Source organism: Paraburkholderia sp. A1RI_3L, from assembly GCF_048957895.1.
Lineage (GTDB): Bacteria > Pseudomonadota > Gammaproteobacteria > Burkholderiales > Burkholderiaceae > Paraburkholderia > Paraburkholderia kururiensis.
The window spans coordinates 977481-997882 of sequence record NZ_JARCHA010000001.1 but is presented as its reverse complement, the minus strand read 5'-3'; the positions used below and the strand labels follow the sequence as shown (position 1 = coordinate 997882).

The window sequence follows — 20402 nt, the reverse complement described above, 5'->3', positions numbered from 1 at the left end:
GTTTTCGCCCGGTTTTCATGACGCTCGACGCCGCCGCCCTCCGCCATTCCAGCGCCCCCGATCCTCGACTCGATCTCCTTACCGCCTGGCTTGGCGGCCTCGCCTCGCGCCACGCGCTCAATCTGGCCACCCTCGCGCCGGCTTCGTCCGATGCCAGCTTTCGCCGCTACTTCCGGCTTGCCGCCGGCACCCAGCCTGGCGGAACCGCGATTGCCGTGGACGCCCCGCCGCCCGAAAAATGCCGCGAGTTCGCCCAGGTGGCGCACCTGCTGGCCGATGCCGGCGTGCACGTGCCGACCGTGCTGGAAGTGAACTTCGACGCGGGCTTCATGCTCGTCACCGATCTGGGCACCGATTCGTATCTGAATGCACTCAAGGGCGCGGCGCCCGATGGCACGGCGTCCCCGACAGAAGCCAGCCGCCCCGCGCCGCGCGAACTGATGCGCGACGCGCTCGACACGCTGATCCGCTGGCAACTCGCGTCGCGTCCCGACGTACTGCCGCCGTTCGACGAAGCGTTCCTGCGCCGCGAGATGGAGTTGATGCCCGAGTGGTACATCGGCCGCCATTTGGGCCACACCGTGGATGAGGCGACGCGCGGCGTGCTGGACCGCACCTTCGCGCTGCTGGTGGCGAGCGCGCGTTCGCAGCCTCAGGTGTTCATGCTGCGGGACTTCATGCCACGCAATCTGATGATCGCCACGCCGAACCCCGGCGTGCTCGACTTCCAGGACGCGGTGTACGGGCCGATCACCTACGACGTCGTCTCGCTGCTGCGTGACGCGTTCCTGTCGTGGGACGAGGCCTTCGAACTCGACTGCTTCGCCTGGTACTGGGAGCGCGCGAAGAAGGCGGGCCTGCCCGTCGACGCGGACTTCGGCGAGTTCTACCGCCAGCTCGAATGGATGGGCCTGCAGCGCCACATCAAGGTGCTCGGCCTGTTCTGCCGCATCAACTATCGCGACGGCAAGCCGCATTACTTGGCCGACCTGCCGCGCTTCGTGAACTACGCGCGCAAGGTGACGCAGCGCTACGCGCCGCTCGCGCCGTTCGCGAAGCTGCTCGATTCGCTCGAAGGACGCGGCGCCGAAGTCGGCTACACGTTCTGACCGATCGCTCCGACCCATGACGCAACCGCTCTTCAACCGCAAGGCGATGATCTTCGCCGCCGGCCGCGGCGAACGCATGCGCCCGCTCACCGACACCTGCCCGAAGCCGCTCTTGCCCGCAGGCGGCAAGGCGCTGATCGAATGGCAGATCGAAAGGCTCGCGCAGGCCGGCTTTACGACCATCGTCGTCAATCATGCGTGGCTGGGTGCGCAGATCGAAGCGCGGCTCGGTGACGGCTCGCGTTGGGGTGTCGCGCTGCGCTATTCGGCGGAGCGCGAGGCATTGGAAACCGCGGGGGGCATCGCGCAGGCGCTGCCGCTGCTCGAAGACGCCGGCACGCCTGAAATCTTTCTGGCCGTGAGCGGCGACGTCTACAGCGACTTCGACTACGCGCACCTCGCGCGGCACGCCGAACGGCTCGCCGCGCAGCCCGAGCCCGGCATGCATCTCGTCATGGTGCCGAACCCGCCGTTTCATCCGTCCGGCGATTTCGCGCTGGACGATCACGTCTGCGGCACGCTCTCGCTTGAAGGCGCGCCGCGCTACACGTTCGGCAATATCGGCCTGTACGACACGCGCATGTTCCACGCACTGCCGCGTGGCACGCGCTGTGCGCTCAAACCGTACTACCGCGAATCGATTGCGCGCGGGCTCGTGACGGGCGAGCTTTACGAAGGCGTGTGGGAAAACGTGGGCACGCCCGCGCAACTGGCCGATCTGGACGCGCGGCTCAAGCGCGCCCAGTAGTCTCCGTCTGCGGCAACGCGGACGCATCCGGCGTTTCGATACCCTCAGCAGCGCCGTTCCCATCCCGCGCTTCCTGCTCGGCGCGCTGTTGCTGAAGCGCCCACATCTGCGCAAACAGGCCGCCCGCGCGCAGCAACTCCGCGTGCGTGCCCTGCTCGACGATGCGCCCGTGGTCCATCACGATGATCTGCTGCGCGTGCACGACCGTGGAGAGCCGGTGCGCGATGATCAGCGTCGTGCGATTGCGCGCGATCTGATCGAGTTCGTGCTGGATCGCGCGTTCCGAGCGCGAATCGAGCGCCGAAGTGGCTTCGTCGAACACGAGGATCGGCGGGTTCTTGAGCAGCGTGCGCGCAATCGCCACGCGCTGCTTTTCGCCGCCCGAGAGCTTGAGCCCGCGCTCGCCCACCGAGGTCTCGTAGCCCTTCGGCAGACCTTCGATGAACTCGTGGATGTGGGCCGCACGCGCCGCCGCGATCACGTCGTCGCGCGACGCCGAGGGTCTGCCGTACGCGATGTTGTAGTAGATCGTGTCGTTGAAGAGCACCGTGTCCTGCGGCACGATGCCGATCGCGGCGCGCAGCGTGTCCTGCGCCACATCGCGGATGTCCTGGCCGTCGATGGCAATCGCGCCGCGGCTCGCGCGGTCCAGATCGTAGAAGCGGAACAGCAGCCGTGCGAGCGTCGATTTGCCCGAGCCGCTGTGCCCCACCACCGCCGTCGTCGTGCCCGCAGCAATCGTGAAGCTCACGTCGTGCAGGATGGGGCGCGACGGCTCGTACGCAAAGTTCACGTGATCGAAGCGCACCTCGCCGCCGCGCACTGCAAGCGGCGGCGCGTTCGGCACGTCGGGCACTTCGCGCATCACGCCCATCAGGGAGAACATGCGGTCCATGTCGGTCAGGCTCTGCTTGAGTTCGCGATACACCACGCCCAGAAAATTGAGCGGGATGTAGAGCTGCAACATGAACGTGTTGATGAGCACGAGGTCGCCCAGCGTGAGGCGACCCGCCATCACGCCTTGCGTCGCGCGCCAGAGAATGAACACGAGCCCGGTGCCGATAATCGCCTGCTGCCCGAAGTTCAGCGCCGAAAGCGAGTTCTGCGACTTGATGGCCGCCGCGCGATAGCGCTTGAGGTTTTCGTCGTAGCGCTGCGCTTCCCATTCCTCGTTGCCGAAGTACTTCACGGTTTCGTAGTTCAGCAGCGAATCGATGGCACGCGAGTTCGCGCGCGAGTCGAGTTCGTTCATCGTGCGCCGGAAGTGCGTGCGCCATTCCGTCACCTTCACCGTGAACACGATGTACGCGACGAGCGCCACGAGCGTGACGATCGCGTAATAGGCCTCGTAGCGCACCACGAAAAAGCCCAGCACGAGCCCGACTTCGACGAGCGTCGGCAGGATGCTGTAGAGGGAGTACGAAATGAGCTGCGTGATGCCGCGCGTGCCGCGCTCGATATCGCGCGACATGCCGCCCGTCTGCCGGTCCAGGTGAAAGCGCAGCGAGAGCGCATGCAGATGCCGGAACACCTTCAGCGCGAGTTGCCGCACGGCGCTTTCGGTCACCTTCGAGAACAGGATTTCGCGCAGTTCGGTGAAGAGCGAGGTCGAGAGGCGCACCACCGCATAGGCGATCACGAGCAGCCCGATGCCGCCCGCCAGCACGATGGACGGCGCATGCTCCGCGCGCCCGAGCGCCGTGAGCTGCTGCACGGAGGCAAGACTGTCGACGATGCGTTTCATCACGACCGGCACGCCCAGATTCGCCACCTTCGCACCGATCAGGCAGGTCAGCGCGAAGATCACGCGCCACTTGTAGGTCGCGAGGTAGGGCAGCAGCGAAACGATGGTCTGCCAGTCGTTACGCGGGCCGGTTGCGAGCGGCGAAGGCTCGCCGGAAGGAGGAAGGCGACGCATGGATTCTGGAGTGGGGTTCGTGACGGGCGGGTTCTGCGCGCCTCGCCGCTGCGCACTTTCCCGTACAATTTCTGATCTTCCGTATTGTCGCAGAAGGCCGCGGCCGCCGCTTCAGGCCGCCGCGCCTCCCTCCATACACACGAATCCGTCCACACGCGCCCTTTCCATGGATAAACACATGACCGAGTCCATCCACCTTCCGCAGAAGCCGCCCGCGCTGCGCGTGGTGCCGCAGCCTTCGGACGCGAACGTCCACGGCGACGTGTTCGGCGGCTGGATCATGGCGCAGGTGGACATTGCCGGCTCGATTCCGGCCAGCCGCCGCGCGAACGGACGGGTCGCCACCATCGCGGTCAACTCGTTCATCTTCAAGCAGCCGGTATTCGTGGGCGACCTGCTGAGCTTCTACGCGGACATCGTGAAGACGGGCAATACGTCGGTCACCGTGTCGGTGGAGGTTTACGCGCAGCGCATGAGCCTCACGCAAGACGTCGTGAAGGTGACCGAAGCCACGCTCACCTACGTCGCCACCGACTCCGACCGCCGCCCGCGCGCCCTGCCCGCGCTGGACTGAGCACGCGCCGGAGAAACGCGCCGCCGGGGCTTGCGCGCTAAGCCTCGGCGCACTCCATCCCGCCCTGCAGCAGATTCGCGATGGCGTCGCGCGGCATCGGGCGGGCAAAGAAGAACCCCTGCATCTCGTCGCAGGCTCGTTCCTTCAGGAAGTCGAGCTGCGCCGACGTCTCCACGCCTTCCGCAATCACCTGCAGTTCCAGCGAGTGCGCGAGCGCGATGATCGCGGACGTGATCGTCTCGTCGTCGCCCGAAATGCCGATGTCGGACACGAACGAGCGGTCGATCTTGAGGCGGTCCACGGGGAAGCGCTTGAGGTAGCTCAAGCTCGAATAGCCGGTGCCGAAGTCGTCGATGGCGAGGCCAATGCCGAGCGCGTGCAGATCGTTGAGCATGATCACCGCTTCCTCGGCGTTGCGCATGATGGTGCTTTCGGTGAGTTCGAGTTCCAGGTACTGCGGATCAAGCCCGGTCTCTTCGAGCACCTGCATGACAAGCCGCGTGATGTTGCGCTGCTGGAACACGCGCGCCGAGAGATTCACCGACACGCGCGCCGGCGGCAGCCCCGCCGCCTGCCACGCCTTGTTCTGGCGGCACGCCTCGCGCAGCACCCATTCGGAAAGCGGCCCGATCAGCCCGCTTTCCTCGGCAACCGGAATGAACGCCGACGGCGAGACGAGCCCCGCTTCCGGGTCCTGCCAGCGCACGAGCGCTTCCATGCCCACGATGCGGCCGGTGTCGATGTCGATCTGCGGCTGGTAGTGCAGCAGGAATTCGTTGTCGCGCAGCGCCCGCCGCAGGCGCCGCTCCAGCGAAAGCCGCGCGGTCGCGCTCGCGTTCATCTCCGGCTGGAAGAACTGGAAGGTGTTGCGCCCCATGTCCTTCGCGCGGTACATCGCGAGGTCGGCCTTCTTCATCAGCGTTTCGGCGTCGTCGCCGTCTTGCGGGAAGAGGCTCGCGCCCATGCTGCAACCCACGTAGAGCTCGTTGCCGTCCAGCCAGACCGGCTCCGAAATCGCGGCCCGCGCGCGCTCCATCCACGCGATCAGCGACTGCTCGTCCACCGTATCCGTCATCACGATCACGAATTCGTCGCCGCCGTGGCGCGCCACCGTGTCGCTCGCGCGAGCGCAGCGCGCCAGGCGTTCGGCCACGACGGAGAGCAGCCGGTCGCCGATGCTGTGGCCGAGGCTGTCGTTCACGTTCTTGAAGCCGTCGAGGTCGATGAACACGACAGCGAGCCCGCGGTCGCGCCGCTGCGCCGCGACGAGCGCCTGCTGAAGCCGGTCGCGCAGCAGGTTACGGTTGGGCAACCGCGTGAGGCCGTCGTAGTTCGCCTGGTATTCGAGCTGTTCCTGGTAGCGCATCAGCTCGGTCACGTCGTTCACGATGCCGACGTGGTGCGTGGTGCGCCCGTCCGCGTCGGGCACCGGCGCAATGAACAGCTGATTCCAGAACAGCGCGCCGTCCTTGCGATAGTTACGCAGCACGGCGCTCACCTCGCGGTTGGCGGCGAGCGCCTGGCGGATGGCGTGCAGCCCTTCCTGGTCGCGGTCGTCGCGCTGCAGCAGCCGGCAGTCCTGTCCCACCACTTCGGCGGGATCGTAGCCCGTGATGCGCGCGAAGGCCGGGTTCGCGTACTCGATCAGATGTCCGCCCGGCCCCGGGCCCGTGATGATGATCGCGTTCACGCTCGCGTCGAGCGCGCGGCTTTGCAGGCGCAGCGCGAGGTCGGCGCGCTTGCGCTCCGTGATGTCGGTGTAGGAGCCGAGCACGCCCAGCACGTTGCCGTCGCCCGCCGTGAACGGCAGCTTGCTCGTGACGGTGGTGCGATGCACGCCGTCGATCACGAGGTCCACTTCGAAGTTGAGCTTGGGCACGCCGGACTCGATCACCTCGCGGTCGTGCGCGCGCACGGTGTCGGCGAACTGGCGCCAGGGCAGGTCATAGTCGGTCTTGCCGATCACCTGTTCCGGGTACGCAAGCCCTGCGTCGCGCGCGAACGCCATGTTGCAGCCCAGGTAGCGGAACTCGCGGTCCTTCCAGAAAATGCGCTGCGGAATGCTGTCGATCACCGTCTCCAGCATCTGGTTGGAGCGCTGGGCTTCGGCTTCGGCCGCGATCTGCTCGGTCACGTCGTCGGCGAGCACGAACACCGCGTGGCGGCCCATGAACGTGAGCGTGTGGTACGAGATGTCCGCGCTCACGTGCGAGCCGTCGCGCCGCACGTGATGCCAGATGCCGGCCATGGTGCGGCCGCCGTGCGAAGACGGGTCGCTGCGCGTGAGATGCGATTCGAGCCGCGTCGCGTCCTCGGGCGTATGAATGGCGCGCACCGACATCGCGAGGAACTCGGTTTCGCTGTAGCCGTACTGCTGGATCGCGGCCAGATTGACGGCGAGAAAGCGCAGCGTGTCGCGGTCGAAGATGTACATGGGCACAGGATGCGCTTCGAACAGGCCGTGAAAGCGTTCGTCGCTGCTGCGCAGTGCCCGCGCGATGCGCAGCTTTTCGCGCGCGGCGTTTTCGCGCACGCCGAAGGTATAGATGAGCAGCGTGCCGCCCGCGAGCATCGAAATGACGAGCAGCACCACGGCCCGGCGGTTTTCGGCGATGGAATCGTCGATCACCTTTTCGAGCGCGATGCGCTGCTTCTGCTGCAATGCCGCGAACTGCGATTCGAAGCGGCCCATCTGCACGTCAAGCCGCATGTACACCGGCGCCACCCATGTACGCGCGTCTTCGCTGCCGGCCGGCCCGGGGCTCGCCGTGCGCGCCAGCGCCACGCGCAGATCACGCTGGAAGGCATCAGCGTCGAGGGCGAGGTTGTCGAAGTCGGCCGCCATGTCCGGCGTGTCGGCGAAGGCGGTGCGCAGCCGCGCCACGGTCTGGTCGAGCGTTGCCGTGCGCTCGCGCATCACTGGCTCGCTTTCGCCCTCGCCCGCGGTCTCGTAGCGGCCGAGCGCCATCAGCTCGTCGTTGAGCGTGTCGCGAAAGGTGTCCAGATCCTGACGGATGTGCGTGGCCCGCAAGGTGCGGGCGTCGGCCTCGCGCTGCCCGCGTATCTGCGTGTACGCGACGAACGCGTTCGCGCCGACAGCGGCGGCGACGACCGCCACGTTGATCAGCAGCCGCTTCGAGAAGAAAGAGTTCATGGGTTCCGGGCGTCGTTCGTCCTGCGGTCGGGGTGCCTGCGGGGCTTTATTCACCACATATCTGCGACGGGCAGGCGCGCGATGCGCCTCAACCTATGGATAACGGCAGCGTCCGGACCAGTTTGAGGGAAAAGAAAAAAATTCCGTTCAGGCCGGTTTGGCCAAACCAAATTCGCGCATGGCGGGCAGGAAATCGTGATTGCCTTCCGGCTTGCGCGAGAGCTTGGCAAGAACGTAGCGCTTGAATGGGGCCAGCTGCGCCCATTGCTCGCTCGTTGGCGCAGGCAGGCTCGCGATCGACGCCTGGTGCAGCACGCCGTCGGGCACCGCGCCGGCTTCACGCCAGACCGGCGCAGTGTCGGGCGTGAACCATTCCGGCTCGACGTTGGCGTGCGTGCGCAGCATCTCGAAGAGCGCGTGGTCGAAATTCGGCTCGATCTGTGCGTCTTCCTCCACCGGGAAGCGCGCGAGCAGCTTGCGGTCCTCGTACGGCAGCATCTGCCATTGAGCGAGCGAGATACGCAGGCCGAAGCGGTCCAGGTTGAAGCGGACCGACATCGGAATGTAAGTGAGGTCCTCGGAAGAGGCGACCTCGAACTGGAAAAGCAGCGGCGCTTCGTGGAGTCCCATGGCGGTATATCCCAGGTTCTGTCAGCCAGGTTCTGTCGGATGCCGGCCACGCGGGGCGCCGGCTTGGGGTATTTTAGAACCTTCTGCGCGACCCACGAGCCCACGTCCGGCTGGGCGTTTTGTCCGGGCCGCGCGCCAAGGAGTCCACGCTTGAACCCACTGGAAACCGCCGGCCAGCCCGGCGCCATCGAATTGCCCGTCACGCGCCACCGCGGCGGCGGCGCCGAAACGCTCGTCGATCACGTCGGCCAGGAATGGCCCGTAGCGCTCGTGTTCAACGGCATCTCGCATGCGGTGATGATGTGCACGCCGCGCGACCTGGAAGCCTTCGCGGTCGGCTTCGCCATTTCGGAAGGCATCGTGGACCGCAACGCCGACATTCAGGACATCGAGGTCGCATTTCGCGAAGACGGCGAGTTGCCTTACGCCGAAGTGCAACTCACGATCGTGCAGCAGGCGTTCGCGGGATTGAAGGAAAAGCGCCGCGCGCTGGCGGGACGCACGGGCTGCGGCGTGTGCGGCATCGAAAGCATCGATCTGCTCGATCTGCAACCGGAGCGCGTGCCGGATACAGGATTTCTCGCGCGGCTCGCGCCCGACGCGCTCGCCCGCGCCGCGCACGACCTGCCCGCGCACCAGGCGCTCACGAAGCTCACAGGGGGACTGCACGCGGCGGCGTGGTGCAACGCGCGGGGCGAGATTCTGCACGCTTTCGAAGACGTGGGCCGCCACAATGCGCTCGACAAGCTGATCGGCCAGCTCGTGCTGGAACGCGCCGACACCACGGACGGTTTCGTGTTTCTCTCCAGCCGCGCCAGCTACGAACTCGTGCGCAAGGCCGCGCGCGTGGGCGTGCCGCTGGTGGCGACTATTTCGGCGCCGTCGTCGCTGGCCATTGCCATCGCGAGGAAAGCGGGCTTGCGGCTCGTGAGTTTTTGCCGGGAGTCGGGGTATGTGGAGTATGGGACGGCGTGAGTGGAGGGGCTACTACGCGTTACCTGCGTTGTGTACGCAAGGTGTGTGGACAAAAAACGGCGCATAACGCGCCGTCCTTTTGCCTCGTCGCCCACGCTCAATCGAACTGCCTGAAATCCGGCTTCCGCTTCTCGAAAAACGCCTTGAATGCCTCCCGCGCCTCGGGCGCGAGCAGCATCTTGCCGAAGTGCACGGCCTCTTCCGTCATGCGCGTATGGACTTCGTGCTGCGCCGCGCCCTTCATCAGCGCCTTGGTCACACGCAGCGACGACGCCGGCAGCGCCGCCAGCTTGCTCGCCTGAGCCAGCGCAAACGCCTCCACCTCCCCGGCAGGCAGCACGCGATTCACGAAGCCCATGCGCAGCGCCTCCTGGGCGTCGAACGCGTCGCCCAGCAGCAGCTTTTCGGCCGCGAGCGGATAGCCCGCTATGCGCGGCAACAGCAGCGACGATGCCGCCTCCGGGCACAGCCCCAGCTGCGCGAACGGCAGCGAGAACTTCGCTGTGTCGGCTGCGTAGACAAGGTCGCAATGCAACAGCAGCGTCGTGCCGATGCCCACGGCCGCGCCCGCCACCGCCGCGACCACAGGTTTCTCTGCCGTGCTGATGGCGCGCAGGAACTGGAACACTGGCGCGTCCTCGCCTGCGGGCGGCGCCTTCATGAAGTCTTCGAGGTCGTTGCCGGCGCAGAACGTGCCCTCGCTGCCGCGAAACAGCACGACGCGCACGGCCTTGTCGCGCTGCGCGGCAACGAGCGCGTCGGCCATCGCCTGGTACATCGCGGCCGTAATCGCGTTCTTGCGCGCCGGCCGGTTGAAGGTGATGGCGAGCACGCCGTCGTCGGTCTGGCTGGTCAGGATGTCGGTGGTCATTCGCGGATCTCCTCCGTTGAACGAAAACGGTTCGCAAGCCTCGCGACCTGCGAACCGTTCATGCCTTTACGGCGCCTCCTCGCTGCCCGGACAAGCGAGCAAGCGAAGAAGCGGCCTGCACCTTACAGGCGCTCGATGATGCCGGCCGCGCCCATGCCGGTGCCCACGCACATCGTCACCATGCCGTAGCGCAGGTTGCGACGGCGCAGCGCGTGCACGACCGTCGCCGCACGAATCGCGCCCGTGGCGCCGAGCGGGTGGCCCAGCGCAATCGCGCCGCCCATCGGGTTCACCTTCGCGGGATCGAGGCCCAGGTCCTGGATCACGGCGAGCGACTGCGCAGCGAACGCCTCGTTCAGCTCGATCCAGTCGATGTCGTCCTGCGTAAGGCCTGCGGCCTTCAGCGCCGCCGGAATGGCTTCCTTCGGCCCGATGCCCATGATCTCCGGCGGCACGCCGCGCACCGCAAAGCTCACGAAGCGCGCGAGCGGCGTGAGGTTGAACTGCTTCAGGATCTTCTCGGAGACAACGATGAGCGCGCCCGCGCCGTCCGAGGTCTGCGAGCTGTTGCCCGCCGTCACCGATCCCTTGTTGGCGAACACGGTGCGCAGCTTCGCAAGGCCTTCCAGCGACGTGTCGGCGCGCGGACCTTCGTCGAGCGCAACTTCACGCGTCTTCACCTTCACCTCTCCGCTCGCGAGATCCGGCACGCGTTCGGTCACGGTGTACGGCGCGATCTCGTCCTTGAACTCGCCCGCCTGTTGCGCAGCAATCGCCCGGCGATGCGATTCGAGCGAGAACGCATCCTGCGCTTCGCGGCTCACCTTCCAGCGCTCGGCCACGCGCTCGGCCGTGAGGCCCATGCCGTAGGCGATGCCGATGTTCTCGTTGGCGTCGAAAATGTGCGGCGACATCGAAGGCTTGTTGCCCATCATCGGCACCATGCTCATCGACTCGCAGCCGCCCGCGATCATCGCGTCCGCCTCGCCCACGCGAATGCGGTCCGCCGCCATGGCGAGCGCCGTTACGCCGGAGGCGCAGAAGCGGTTCACCGTGACGCCGCCCACCGTGTTCGGCAAGCCCGCGAGCAGCGCGCCCATACGCGCCACGTTGAGGCCTTGCTCCGCTTCGGGAATGGCGCAGCCGATGATCGCGTCTTCGATCACCTTCGTGTCGAGCCCCGGCACCTGCGCAACCGCGGACTTGATCGCGTGCACCAGCAGCTCGTCAGGCCGCGTGTTCCGGAACACCCCGCGCGGCGCCTTGCCAATGGGCGTGCGGCTCGCGGCGACGATATATGCATCCTGTAACTGTTTGCTCATGTGAGACTCCGATCCGAATGACTCGCCGCTTCAGTTGCGCACCGGCTTGCCGGTCTGCAACATGCCCATGATCCGTTCCTGCGTCTTCTGCGTGCCGAGCAGGTCGACGAACGCGCGACGCTCCAGCGCGAGCAGCCATTCTTCGTCGACAAGGCTGCCGGCTTCGACGTCGCCGCCGCACACCGCTTCGGCAATACGGCTCGCAATCAGGAAATCGTGATCGCTGATGAAGCGGCCGTCGCGCATGTTGACGAGCGACGCCTTGATGGTCGCAATCGCCGAGCGGCCGGCCACCGGCACCTGCGTCGCACGCAGCGGCGCACGATAGCCTGCGGCGGCGAGCGCACGCGCTTCCTTCTTCGCCGTGTCGAGCAGCTCGAACACGTTGAAGACGATGGTGTCCGAAGGCTTCAGGTAGCCCATCGCACGCGCTTCGAGCGCGGAAGCCGAGACCTTCGCCATCGCCGCGTTTTCGAACGACTTCTGCACGAAGCGCAGCAGATCGCTCGGGTTCGCGCCCACCGCGTCTGCGGCTTGCGCCGCGCGCAGCGCCGCTTCCTTCAAGCCGCCGCCTGCGGGCACGAGACCCACGCCCACCTCGACGAGGCCGACGTAGCTCTCGATGTGCGCCACGCGCTTCGCACTATGCAGCAGCAACTCGCAGCCACCGCCGAGCGCGATGCCCGACACGGCGGACACCACGGGCACGTTCGCGTACTTCACGCGCAGCATGCCTTGCTGGAATTTTTTGACGAACGGCTCGATGCCTTTCGCGCCGCCCATCATGAACGCCGGCATCGCTTCTTCGAGGTTCGCACCCGCCGAGAACGGGCCGCCCGGCGCGCCGAGCTTGAGCGAGGTGGGCTGCCACACCACCACCGCGCGATACGACTGCTCCGCGAGTTCGATGGCCTGCGTGAGCCCGTCGATTACGCCCGGGCCGATGGTGTTCATCTTGCTCTTGAACGAAACGATCACGACGTCGTCTTCGCCCGCGCGGTCGTCCACCCAGGCACGCACGTGGTCGGTCTCGAAGAGCGTCTTGCCGAAGGTCTTCGGGTCCGCGCCCGTTTCGCCTTGCAGCGGCGCGCGGAATACCTGGCGTTCGTAGACGGAAAGCGACGAGCGCGGCACGAAGCGCTTCGCCGCGGGCGACCATGAGCCTTCGGCCGTATGCACGCCGCCCTTCTCGGCGACTGCTCCTTCGAACACCCACGCAGGCAGCGGCACGTTCGCGAGCGCCTTGCCCGCGGTGATGTCGTCCTGCACCCATTCGGCCACCTGCTTCCAGCCCGCCGTCTGCCAGCCTTCGAACGGACCTTCGTTCCATCCGAAGCCCCAGCGGATAGCGAGATCGACGTCGCGCGCGTTGTCCGCAATGGATTCGAGATGCACGGCGATGTAGTGGAACACGTCGCGGAAAATCGACCACAGGAACTGCGCCTGCGGATGCGTGGATTCACGCAGCAGCTTCAGGCGTTCGGCCGGCGGGCGCTTGAGGATGCGGCCCACCAGTTCGTCGGCTTTGGCGCCGGCTTCCACGTACTCGCCCGTTTTGGCGTCGAGCACCTTGATCGCCTTGCCTTCCTTGCGATAGAAGCCCGCGCCGCTCTTCTGTCCGAGCGCGCCCTTCTGCACGAGCGCGGCGAGCACCGCGGGCGTCTCGTAGACGGGATAGAACGGGTCGTCTGCGAGGTTGTCCTGCATCGTCTTGATGACGTGGGCCATGGTGTCGAGGCCCACCACGTCTGCGGTGCGGAACGTGGCCGACTTCGCGCGGCCCAGCCGGCTGCCGGTCAGGTCGTCCACTTCGTCGAAGCGCAGGCCGAACTTCTGGGCTTCCGCCACCACCGCGAGAATCGAAAAGATGCCGACGCGGTTCGCGATGAAGTTGGGCGTGTCTTTCGCCCGCACCACGCCCTTGCCCACGGCGCTCGTGAGGAACGTTTCGAGCTGGTCGAGAATCTCGGGCCGCGTGTGCGCCGTGGGGATCAACTCCACGAGATGCATGTAGCGCGGCGGATTGAAGAAGTGCACACCACAGAAGCGCGCCTTCAATTCATCCGAAAAACCGTCGGAAAGCGCCGTGATCGAGAGGCCCGACGTATTGGACGCGAAGATCGCGTTCGCGCCGATGTGCGGCGCCACCTTCTTGTAGAGGTCGTGCTTCCAGTCCATGCGCTCGGCAATGGCCTCGATCACGACGTCGCACTCGGCCAGCTTCGCGAGGTCGTCCTCGTAGTTGGCGGGCTCGATGTACTGCGCGTCATCCTTCACGCCGAACGGCGCGGGCGACAGCTTTTTGAGGTTCTCGATCGCCTTCAGCGCGATCGCGTTCTTCGGACCTTCCTTGGCGGGCAGGTCGAACAGCAGCACGGGCACCCGGGCGTTGATCAGGTGCGCGGCGATCTGCGCGCCCATCACGCCGGCGCCGAGCACGGCCACCTTGCGAATGATCAGATTGCTCACGTTGTTCCTCCAGCGGAATGTGCAATGTCGAGCGAATTGAATGGAATGTGCGGGGGTATGTCGGGACCGTGGCGGCCTCGCGTGCGGCGCGGCGATCACGCCGTCGGACACGCGAGGCAGGCCAGCGAGCGCTTAGAACAGCGCTTCGTCGATATCCATCAGCGGCTTCGCGCCCGCGCGCGCCTGGCGGATCGTGGTCGCCGTTTCAGGCAGCAGCTTCGCGAAGTAGAAGCGTGCGGTAGCCAGCTTGGACTTGTAGAACGGGTCGCCGGACGCTTCCTTGTCCAGCGCGATGCGCGCCATGCGCGCCCAGAAGTACGAGAACACCAGGTGGCCCACGGTGCGCAGATACGGCACGGCGGCGGCGCCCACTTCGTCGGGGTTCTGCATCGCCTTCATGCCGATTTCCATGGTGAGCTTCTGCACCTTGTCGCCGATGTCGGCGAGCGGGTTCACGAATTCCTGCATCTCGGGCTTCACGCCTTCCTCTTCCACGAAGTCGCTCACGAGCTTGCCGAACTTCTTCAGCTTGGCGCCCATGTCGCCCAGCACCTTGCGACCGAGCAGGTCCAGCGACTGAACGGCGTTGGTGCCTTCGTAGATCATGTTGATGCGGGCGTCGCGCACGTATTGCTCCATGCCCCATTCGGAGATGAAGCCGTGGCCGCCGTACACCTGCAGCGCGTGGTTGGTGCACTCGAATGCGTTGTCGGTGAGGAACGCCTTGATGATCGGCGTGAGGAGCGCGACGAGGTCGGCGGCTTCCTTGCGCACGGACTCGTCGCTGTGCGACAGCTCGCGGTCGATCTGCAGCGCGGTCCAGTAGGAGAAGGCGCGGCCCGCTTCCAGGTAGGCCTTTTGCGTGAGCAGAATGCGGCGCACGTCGGGGTGCACGATGATGGGATCCGCAGGCTTGTCCGGTGCCTTCGGGCCGGTGAGCGAGCGCATCTGCAGGCGTTCCTTCGCGTAGACCAGCGCGTTCTGGTACGCGACCTCGGTGAGGCCGAGGCCTTGCATGCCGACGCCAAGACGCGCCGCGTTCATCATCACGAACATCGCGTTGAGGCCCTTGTTCGGCTCGCCGACGAGCCAGCCCTTTGCGTTGTCGAGATTGATTACGGCCGTGGCGTTGCCGTGAATGCCCATCTTGTGTTCGATGGAGCCGCACTTCACGCCGTTGCGCTCGCCGGGTTCGCCCGCTGCATCGGGAATGAACTTCGGCACGATGAAAAGCGAGATGCCCTTCGTGCCGGCCGGCGCATCGGGCAGACGGGCCAGCACGAGGTGAATGATGTTCTCGGCGAGGTCGTGTTCGCCCGCGGAGATGAAGATCTTGGTGCCGGTGATGGCATACGAGCCGTCGCCGTTCGGCTCCGCCTTCGTGCGCAGAATGCCGAGGTCGGTGCCGCAGTGCGGCTCGGTGAGGCACATGGTGCCGGTCCAGACGCCGGAGACGATCTTCGGCAGATAGGTCTTCTGCTGCTCCGGCGTGCCGTGCGCATGCAGGCATTCGTAGGCGCCGTGCGAGAGGCCGGGGTACATCGTCCACGCCTGGTTGGACGAGTTCAGCATCTCGTAGAGCGCGTTGTTCACGAACGCGGGCAGGCCCTGGCCGCCGAATTCGGGATCGCAACCGAGCGCGGGCCACCCGGCCTCGACGTACTGCTGGTACGCCTCCTTGAACCCTGTAGGCGTGGTCACCACGCCGTCGCCGGCGTAGGTGCACCCTTCGCGGTCGCCGACCTGGTTCAGCGGGAACAGCACTTCGGAGCAGAACTTGCCGGCCTCTTCGAGCACCTGGTTGACGGTGTCGGCGTCGAGGTCCGCGTGCTTCGGCATTTGCTTCACTTCGGCTTCGACGTTCAGCAGTTCATGCAGCACGAATTGCATATCGCGCAGCGGCGGGGCGTACTGTCCCATGACTTCTTCTCCAAGGATGAGGACTGACAAGCTCGCCGCTGCTTGCGGCGCGGTGCCGACCGCGCCGTGTCCCGCTAGCGGCTTTCGCTCTGATACGAAACGATCAGCTTTTCCAGCGCGGCCCACGTCAGGCGCACGGCATCGGGCAGATGCAGGAAGCGTGCGTCGTGATGCAGGCCGAGCGTGAAGCTGTACAACTCGAAGAGCATCAACTGCGGATCGGTATCGGCGCGCAGATGCCCTTCTTCCATTGCCTGCGAAATGGCCCGCATGAGCGCGGCGCGCCACATCGTGACGCTGGCCACCAACTGCTCGCGCACAGCGCTGTCTGCACGGTCGTCGTACTCGACCGCACCGCTGATGTAGATGCATCCAGTGGTGACTTCCTGAATGCGCTTCTCCATCCAGCGCGACAGCATGGCGCGCAAACGCGGCAGACCGCGTGGTTCGCGCAGGCTCGGGAAGAACACTTCCTCCTCGAAACGGCGGTGATACTCACGCACCACTTCCACCTGCAAGTCTTCGCGCGACCCGAAATGCGCGAACACCCCGCTCTTGCTCATCTGCATACGCTCGGCCAGCAAACCGATGGTCAGACCTTCGAGTCCATCCCGGCTGGCCAGGTCGAGTGCTGCATCAAGAATTGCGGCTCGCGTCTGTTCGCCTTTTCGCATAGCTTTATACCGTTACGATGTGACCGAAATAAAATCGAACGGCCGTACTATTGTTGGGTACGACCGCCCGCTGAACAAGGACTTTATTAGAAACCGGGGTCTAACAGGCACTCTAATTCTGCGCCGCATGGGGTGGCGAGCAGAAGCCGATATTTCCTCGATTGCGCGTGCCGGGTCGCGTGTGGCAGCGTGCAGGGTCGGATGAGTGCGGGGAAAGGGGTTTGATCTAGACGCGGCCTAGTCGTAGCCGCCCACCGTCAGGAGCTTCATGGTGGCCCGATAGGCCGTGTAGGCCAGCCAGTTGAGCAGCCGCTCGGCGGCCGGCCGCGCTTCGTAGCGGGCCTCGTCGATCAGGCGCGACTCGTTGAAGGCGGTGAGGATGGCATGGCGTAATGCATCGATTTCCGGATGCAGCACCAGCATCACATTGGCCTCGTTGTTGAGCACGAGGCTCAGCGCGTCGAGGTTCGAGGAACCCACCGTGGCCCAGTTCGAATCCACCACGGCCACCTTTCCGTGCAGCATCGTCTTTTCATACTCGGCAATGCGCACGCCCGCCTTCAACAGCGAGTGGTACAGGAACGGCACCGCGTAGTCGAGCGCGGCGAACTCCTTTCGGCCGATCAGGAGCCGCACCTCCACGCCGCGCCGCGCCGCGTGGATCAACGCCCGTCGCAGGCGCCGCCCCGGCATGAAGTAGGGATTCGCGAGCAGCACTTCCTTGCGCGCCTGGCCGATCGCGGCGAGGTAGGCCTTTTCGATGGCCCGCCGGTTCACGACGTTGTCGCGTGCGACGAAGGCCACGCAGGGCTCGCCTCTCGGACGAACGCGCCTCGCGCGGAAACGGCCACTGAACGCGTTGCGCAGAAAGGAGGATCGCCTGTGCGATGCGGGGCCTATCGCCGCGCCCTCGTCGTCGGCCCGAACGGGTGGCCGGTGGCCGAGCACGATGCGCTGCCATTGCAGTTCGAACGCCTCGCGCACGTCCGCCACCACGGGGCCGCGCAACTCGACGGCGAAGTCCCAGCGCGCGTGCGGCAGACGGGTGCCATTGTTGTCGAAGTCGTCGACGATATTGATGCCGCCGCACCAGGCGAACGTGCCGTCCACCACCGCGAGCTTGCGGTGCGTGCGCGCAAAGCCGAAGCGGCCGAATAGATGCGGATTGAAGATGCGATGCTCGATGCCCGCGGCCACCCAGGTGTCGAAGAACGGCAGCCGGCCGGTGCCGATGCCGTCGGTAATGACGCGCACCCGCACGCCGCGGCCCACGGCGCGCAGCAGGGCGTCCGAGACGGCTCGGCCTGCCATGTCGTCGCAGAAGATGTAGGTTTCCAGCATGACGTCGCGCGTGGCGGCGTCGATACGCTGAACGAGCGCGTCGAAGTATTCGTCCCCGGAGCAAAAGAGCTTCACGGTATTGCCCGCCGTGAAGCGGTAGCGCGACCAGTAGCGGCGGCCAAGCAACGTGCGGCCCAGCCGCTCGAGCCGCGGCAGGCGCGCGGGCACCGACGATTCGCGCGTCGCCGTCATCGGGCGGGCGCCTGGCGGCGCGCATCGAGTCGCGCGGGCAACTGGAGAATGGCGTCCCGGTTCGATGACGAGAAGCAACGGCTCGCGGCTTCCTGCCACGGCAACCAGAGGAATGCGGTGTGTTCGCGCGGCGCGAGCGTGACTTCGAGCCGCTGCGGCACTTCGAGGCTGAACCAGTGCTCGACGTTGCGCGTCACGCCCTCTTCATAGCGGTGCCGCCACACGGGGTAGATCTCGTACTCGATCTGATGCTGCCAGTCGAACAGCGACGTATACGGCACGTCCGCCGATCCTACGACGATGCCCGTTTCCTCGGCGACCTCGCGCACGGCGGTTTCGGTGAGCGGCTCGTCGAGCCGGTCTTTCGAACCCGTGACGGATTGCCAGAAGCCCGGCCGATCGGCGCGCTCGATGATGAGCACGTCGAGCTGCGGAGTGTGAATGACGACGAGAACGGATTCCGGAATCTTCTTCGGCATGGTGGCGAGGCGCAGCGCGAACCGCGCGCGGGCATGTCGGCGGTGAAATCGGGGAAAGCCGGCTGTCTATCGGCGCCATGCATTCGATGCTTGCGGCGCCTGGCAGCCGGCCAGTACGAATGTAGCGCAAAAAGCAGAAAAGGCGCGTGACGCGCCTTTTCTGTGCTGTGCGGAAACGGTGTGCCGCTTGCGTGCGGCCACGCCAGCGGCTTACTGCGCCTTCTGTTCCGGCGTGCGCAGGCGGATGTGGAGTTCGCGCAACTGACGCTCGTCCACTTCGCTCGGCGCCTGGGTGAGCAGGCACTGCGCACGCTGCGTCTTCGGGAACGCGATCACGTCGCGGATCGAATCGGCGCCGGCCATCATCGTGACGATACGGTCGAGGCCGAACGCAATGCCACCGTGCGGGGGCGCGCCATACTGGAGCGCGTCGAGCAGGAAGCCGAACTTGGCGCGCGCTTCCTCCGGACCGATCTTGAGCGCGCGGAACACCTTGCTCTGCACTTCCTCGCGGTGGATACGCACCGAACCGCCGCCGATTTCCCAACCGTTCAGCACCATGTCGTAGGCCTTCGCGAGGCAGCGGGCTGGATCCGTTTCCAGATACTCGATGTGCTCGTCCTTCGGGCTTGTGAACGGATGGTGCGCAGCGACGAAGCGGTTCTCTTCCTCGTCGTACTCGAACATCGGGAAGTCGATCACCCACAGCGGCTTCCAGCCGGCCTCGACGAGACCGTTCGCCTTGCCGAACTCCGAATGGCCGATCTTCAGGCGCAGTGCGCCGAGGCTATCGTTCACCACCTTCGCGCGGTCCGCGGCAAAGAAGATGATGTCGCCGTCCTGAGCACCAGTGCGCTCGATGATCGCCGCGATGGCCGCATCATGCAGGTTCTTCACGATCGGGCTTTGCAGGCCGTCGCGGCCCTTCGCAGCCTCGTTGACCTTGATCCACGCCAGGCCCTTCGCGCCATAGATGCGCACGAATTCCGTGTAGCTGTCGATATCGCCACGCGAGAGCTCACCGCCCTTCGGCACGCGCAGGGCTGCAACGCGCCCGTCCTTGGTATTGGCCGGCGTGCTGAACACCTTGAAGTCGACGTCCTTCATGGCGTCCGTGAGTTCGGTGAATTCGAGCTTCACGCGCAGGTCGGGCTTGTCCGAGCCGAAGCGGCTCATGGCTTCCGAGTACTGCATCACCGGGAACTTCGTGTCCAGTTCCACGCCGATCGTTTCCTTGAACACGTGGCGCGCCATCTCTTCGAACAGGTCGCGAATCTCCTGCTCGCCGAGGAACGACGTTTCGCAGTCGATCTGCGTGAACTCGGGCTGGCGGTCGGCACGCAGGTCTTCGTCGCGGAAGCACTTCACGATCTGGTAATAGCGGTCGAAGTTCGCCACCATCAGGAGCTGCTTGAAGAGCTGGGGCGACTGCGGCAGCGCGAAGAACTGGCCTGCGTTCACGCGCGACGGCACGAGGTAGTCGCGCGCACCTTCCGGGGTGCTCTTGGTGAGCATCGGCGTTTCGATGTCGATGAAGCCCTTCGCGTCGAGGTACTTGCGCACTTCCATCGCCACGCGGTAGCGCAGGCGCAGGTTGTGCTGCATCTGCGGACGGCGCAGGTCGAGCACGCGGTGCGTGAGGCGCGTGGTTTCCGAGAGGTTGTCGTCATCGAGCTGGAACGGGGGCGTGACCGACGGATTCAGCACGGTCAGCTCGTGGCACAGCACTTCGATCTTGCCGCTCGTGAGGTTCGCGTTCGTGGTGCCTTCCGGACGGTTGCGCACCACGCCCTTCACCTGTACGCAGAACTCGTTGCGCACGCCTTCGGCCGTCTTGAACATCTCGGCGCGGTCCGGGTCGCAGACAACCTGAACGAGGCCTTCCCGGTCGCGCAGGTCGATGAAGATAACGCCGCCGTGGTCGCGGCGCCGGCTCACCCAGCCGCACAGCGACACGGTTTGGCCCAGCAGGTGTTCGGTCACCAGACCGCAGTATTCAGATCTCATCGACATGATGTTCGTCTTT

General features: G+C 65.8%; 15 protein-coding genes. 4 read left to right on the top strand and 11 right to left on the bottom strand.

Annotation, left to right across the window (positions count from 1 at the left end):
* The first annotated feature begins 17 nt into the window (after positions 1–17).
* Complete coding sequence (locus PXJ20_RS04670) at positions 18–1109, top strand: aminoglycoside phosphotransferase family protein (protein ID WP_421030274.1); 1092 nt, start codon at positions 18–20, stop codon at positions 1107–1109.
* Between the two features lie 16 nt (positions 1110–1125).
* Entirely contained in the window at positions 1126–1857 is a 732-nt protein-coding gene (gene murU / locus PXJ20_RS04665) for an N-acetylmuramate alpha-1-phosphate uridylyltransferase MurU (protein ID WP_421030273.1), read from the top strand.
* Here murU and PXJ20_RS04660 read toward each other — a convergent pair.
* On the bottom strand, positions 1841–3775 hold the full coding sequence (locus PXJ20_RS04660) for an ABCB family ABC transporter ATP-binding protein/permease (protein WP_421030272.1): 1935 nt from the start codon (positions 3773–3775) through the stop codon (positions 1841–1843). The genes murU and PXJ20_RS04660 overlap by 17 nt on opposite strands.
* Positions 3776–3953: 178 nt before the next feature.
* On the opposite strand from PXJ20_RS04660, the gene PXJ20_RS04655 reads away from it, so the two are divergent.
* A complete protein-coding gene (locus PXJ20_RS04655) occupies positions 3954–4349 on the top strand; it encodes an acyl-CoA thioesterase (RefSeq protein WP_017772706.1) in 396 nt (131 codons plus the stop codon).
* Between the two features lie 37 nt (positions 4350–4386).
* Here the strand turns inward: PXJ20_RS04655 and PXJ20_RS04650 are convergent, their stop codons facing one another.
* The gene (locus PXJ20_RS04650; RefSeq protein WP_421030271.1) at positions 4387–7503 is read right to left on the bottom strand and encodes an EAL and GGDEF domain-containing protein; all 3117 of its coding nucleotides are present in this window, start codon (positions 7501–7503) and stop codon (positions 4387–4389) included.
* Positions 7504–7650: 147 nt separating this feature from the next.
* The gene (locus PXJ20_RS04645; protein ID WP_199541712.1) at positions 7651–8133 is read right to left on the bottom strand and encodes a nitrate reductase associated protein; all 483 of its coding nucleotides are present in this window, start codon (positions 8131–8133) and stop codon (positions 7651–7653) included.
* Positions 8134–8283: 150 nt separating this feature from the next.
* On the opposite strand from PXJ20_RS04645, the gene fdhD reads away from it, so the two are divergent.
* Entirely contained in the window at positions 8284–9108 is an 825-nt protein-coding gene (gene fdhD, locus PXJ20_RS04640; RefSeq protein ID WP_042299473.1) for a formate dehydrogenase accessory sulfurtransferase FdhD, read from the top strand.
* 97 nt (positions 9109–9205) lie between these two features.
* On the opposite strand, the gene PXJ20_RS04635 is transcribed toward fdhD, so the two are convergent.
* The 8 genes from PXJ20_RS04635 to aspS form a co-directional block, all read right to left on the bottom strand.
* The gene (locus tag PXJ20_RS04635; RefSeq protein ID WP_421030270.1) at positions 9206–9979 is read right to left on the bottom strand and encodes an enoyl-CoA hydratase; all 774 of its coding nucleotides are present in this window, start codon (positions 9977–9979) and stop codon (positions 9206–9208) included.
* Positions 9980–10101: 122 nt separating this feature from the next.
* Positions 10102–11301 (bottom strand): acetyl-CoA C-acyltransferase, encoded by a 1200-nt coding sequence (locus PXJ20_RS04630; protein ID WP_421030269.1) that lies wholly within the window; start codon positions 11299–11301, stop codon positions 10102–10104.
* 30 nt (positions 11302–11331) lie between these two features.
* Positions 11332–13770 carry a 3-hydroxyacyl-CoA dehydrogenase/enoyl-CoA hydratase family protein gene (locus PXJ20_RS04625; RefSeq protein ID WP_413213015.1) on the bottom strand — a complete coding sequence of 813 codons (2439 nt, stop codon included), beginning with the start codon at positions 13768–13770 and terminating at the stop codon, positions 11332–11334.
* 132 nt (positions 13771–13902) lie between these two features.
* Entirely contained in the window at positions 13903–15690 is a 1788-nt protein-coding gene (locus PXJ20_RS04620) for an acyl-CoA dehydrogenase C-terminal domain-containing protein (protein ID WP_421030268.1), read from the bottom strand.
* A 74-nt stretch (positions 15691–15764) separates the two neighbouring features.
* Positions 15765–16364 (bottom strand): TetR/AcrR family transcriptional regulator, encoded by a 600-nt coding sequence (locus PXJ20_RS04615; RefSeq protein WP_017772698.1) that lies wholly within the window; start codon positions 16362–16364, stop codon positions 15765–15767.
* A gap of 237 nt (positions 16365–16601) precedes the next feature.
* Positions 16602–17897 (bottom strand): cardiolipin synthase ClsB, encoded by a 1296-nt coding sequence (gene clsB / locus PXJ20_RS04610; protein WP_421030267.1) that lies wholly within the window; start codon positions 17895–17897, stop codon positions 16602–16604.
* Positions 17894–18376, bottom strand: a complete 483-nt coding sequence (nudB, locus tag PXJ20_RS04605) for a dihydroneopterin triphosphate diphosphatase (RefSeq protein WP_277598179.1) — start codon at positions 18374–18376, stop codon at positions 17894–17896. Before nudB ends, clsB begins: the two co-directional genes overlap by 4 nt.
* Before the next feature lie 210 nt (positions 18377–18586).
* Entirely contained in the window at positions 18587–20389 is a 1803-nt protein-coding gene (aspS, locus tag PXJ20_RS04600; protein ID WP_421030266.1) for an aspartate--tRNA ligase, read from the bottom strand.
* Between the last annotated feature and the right edge of the window lie 13 nt (positions 20390–20402).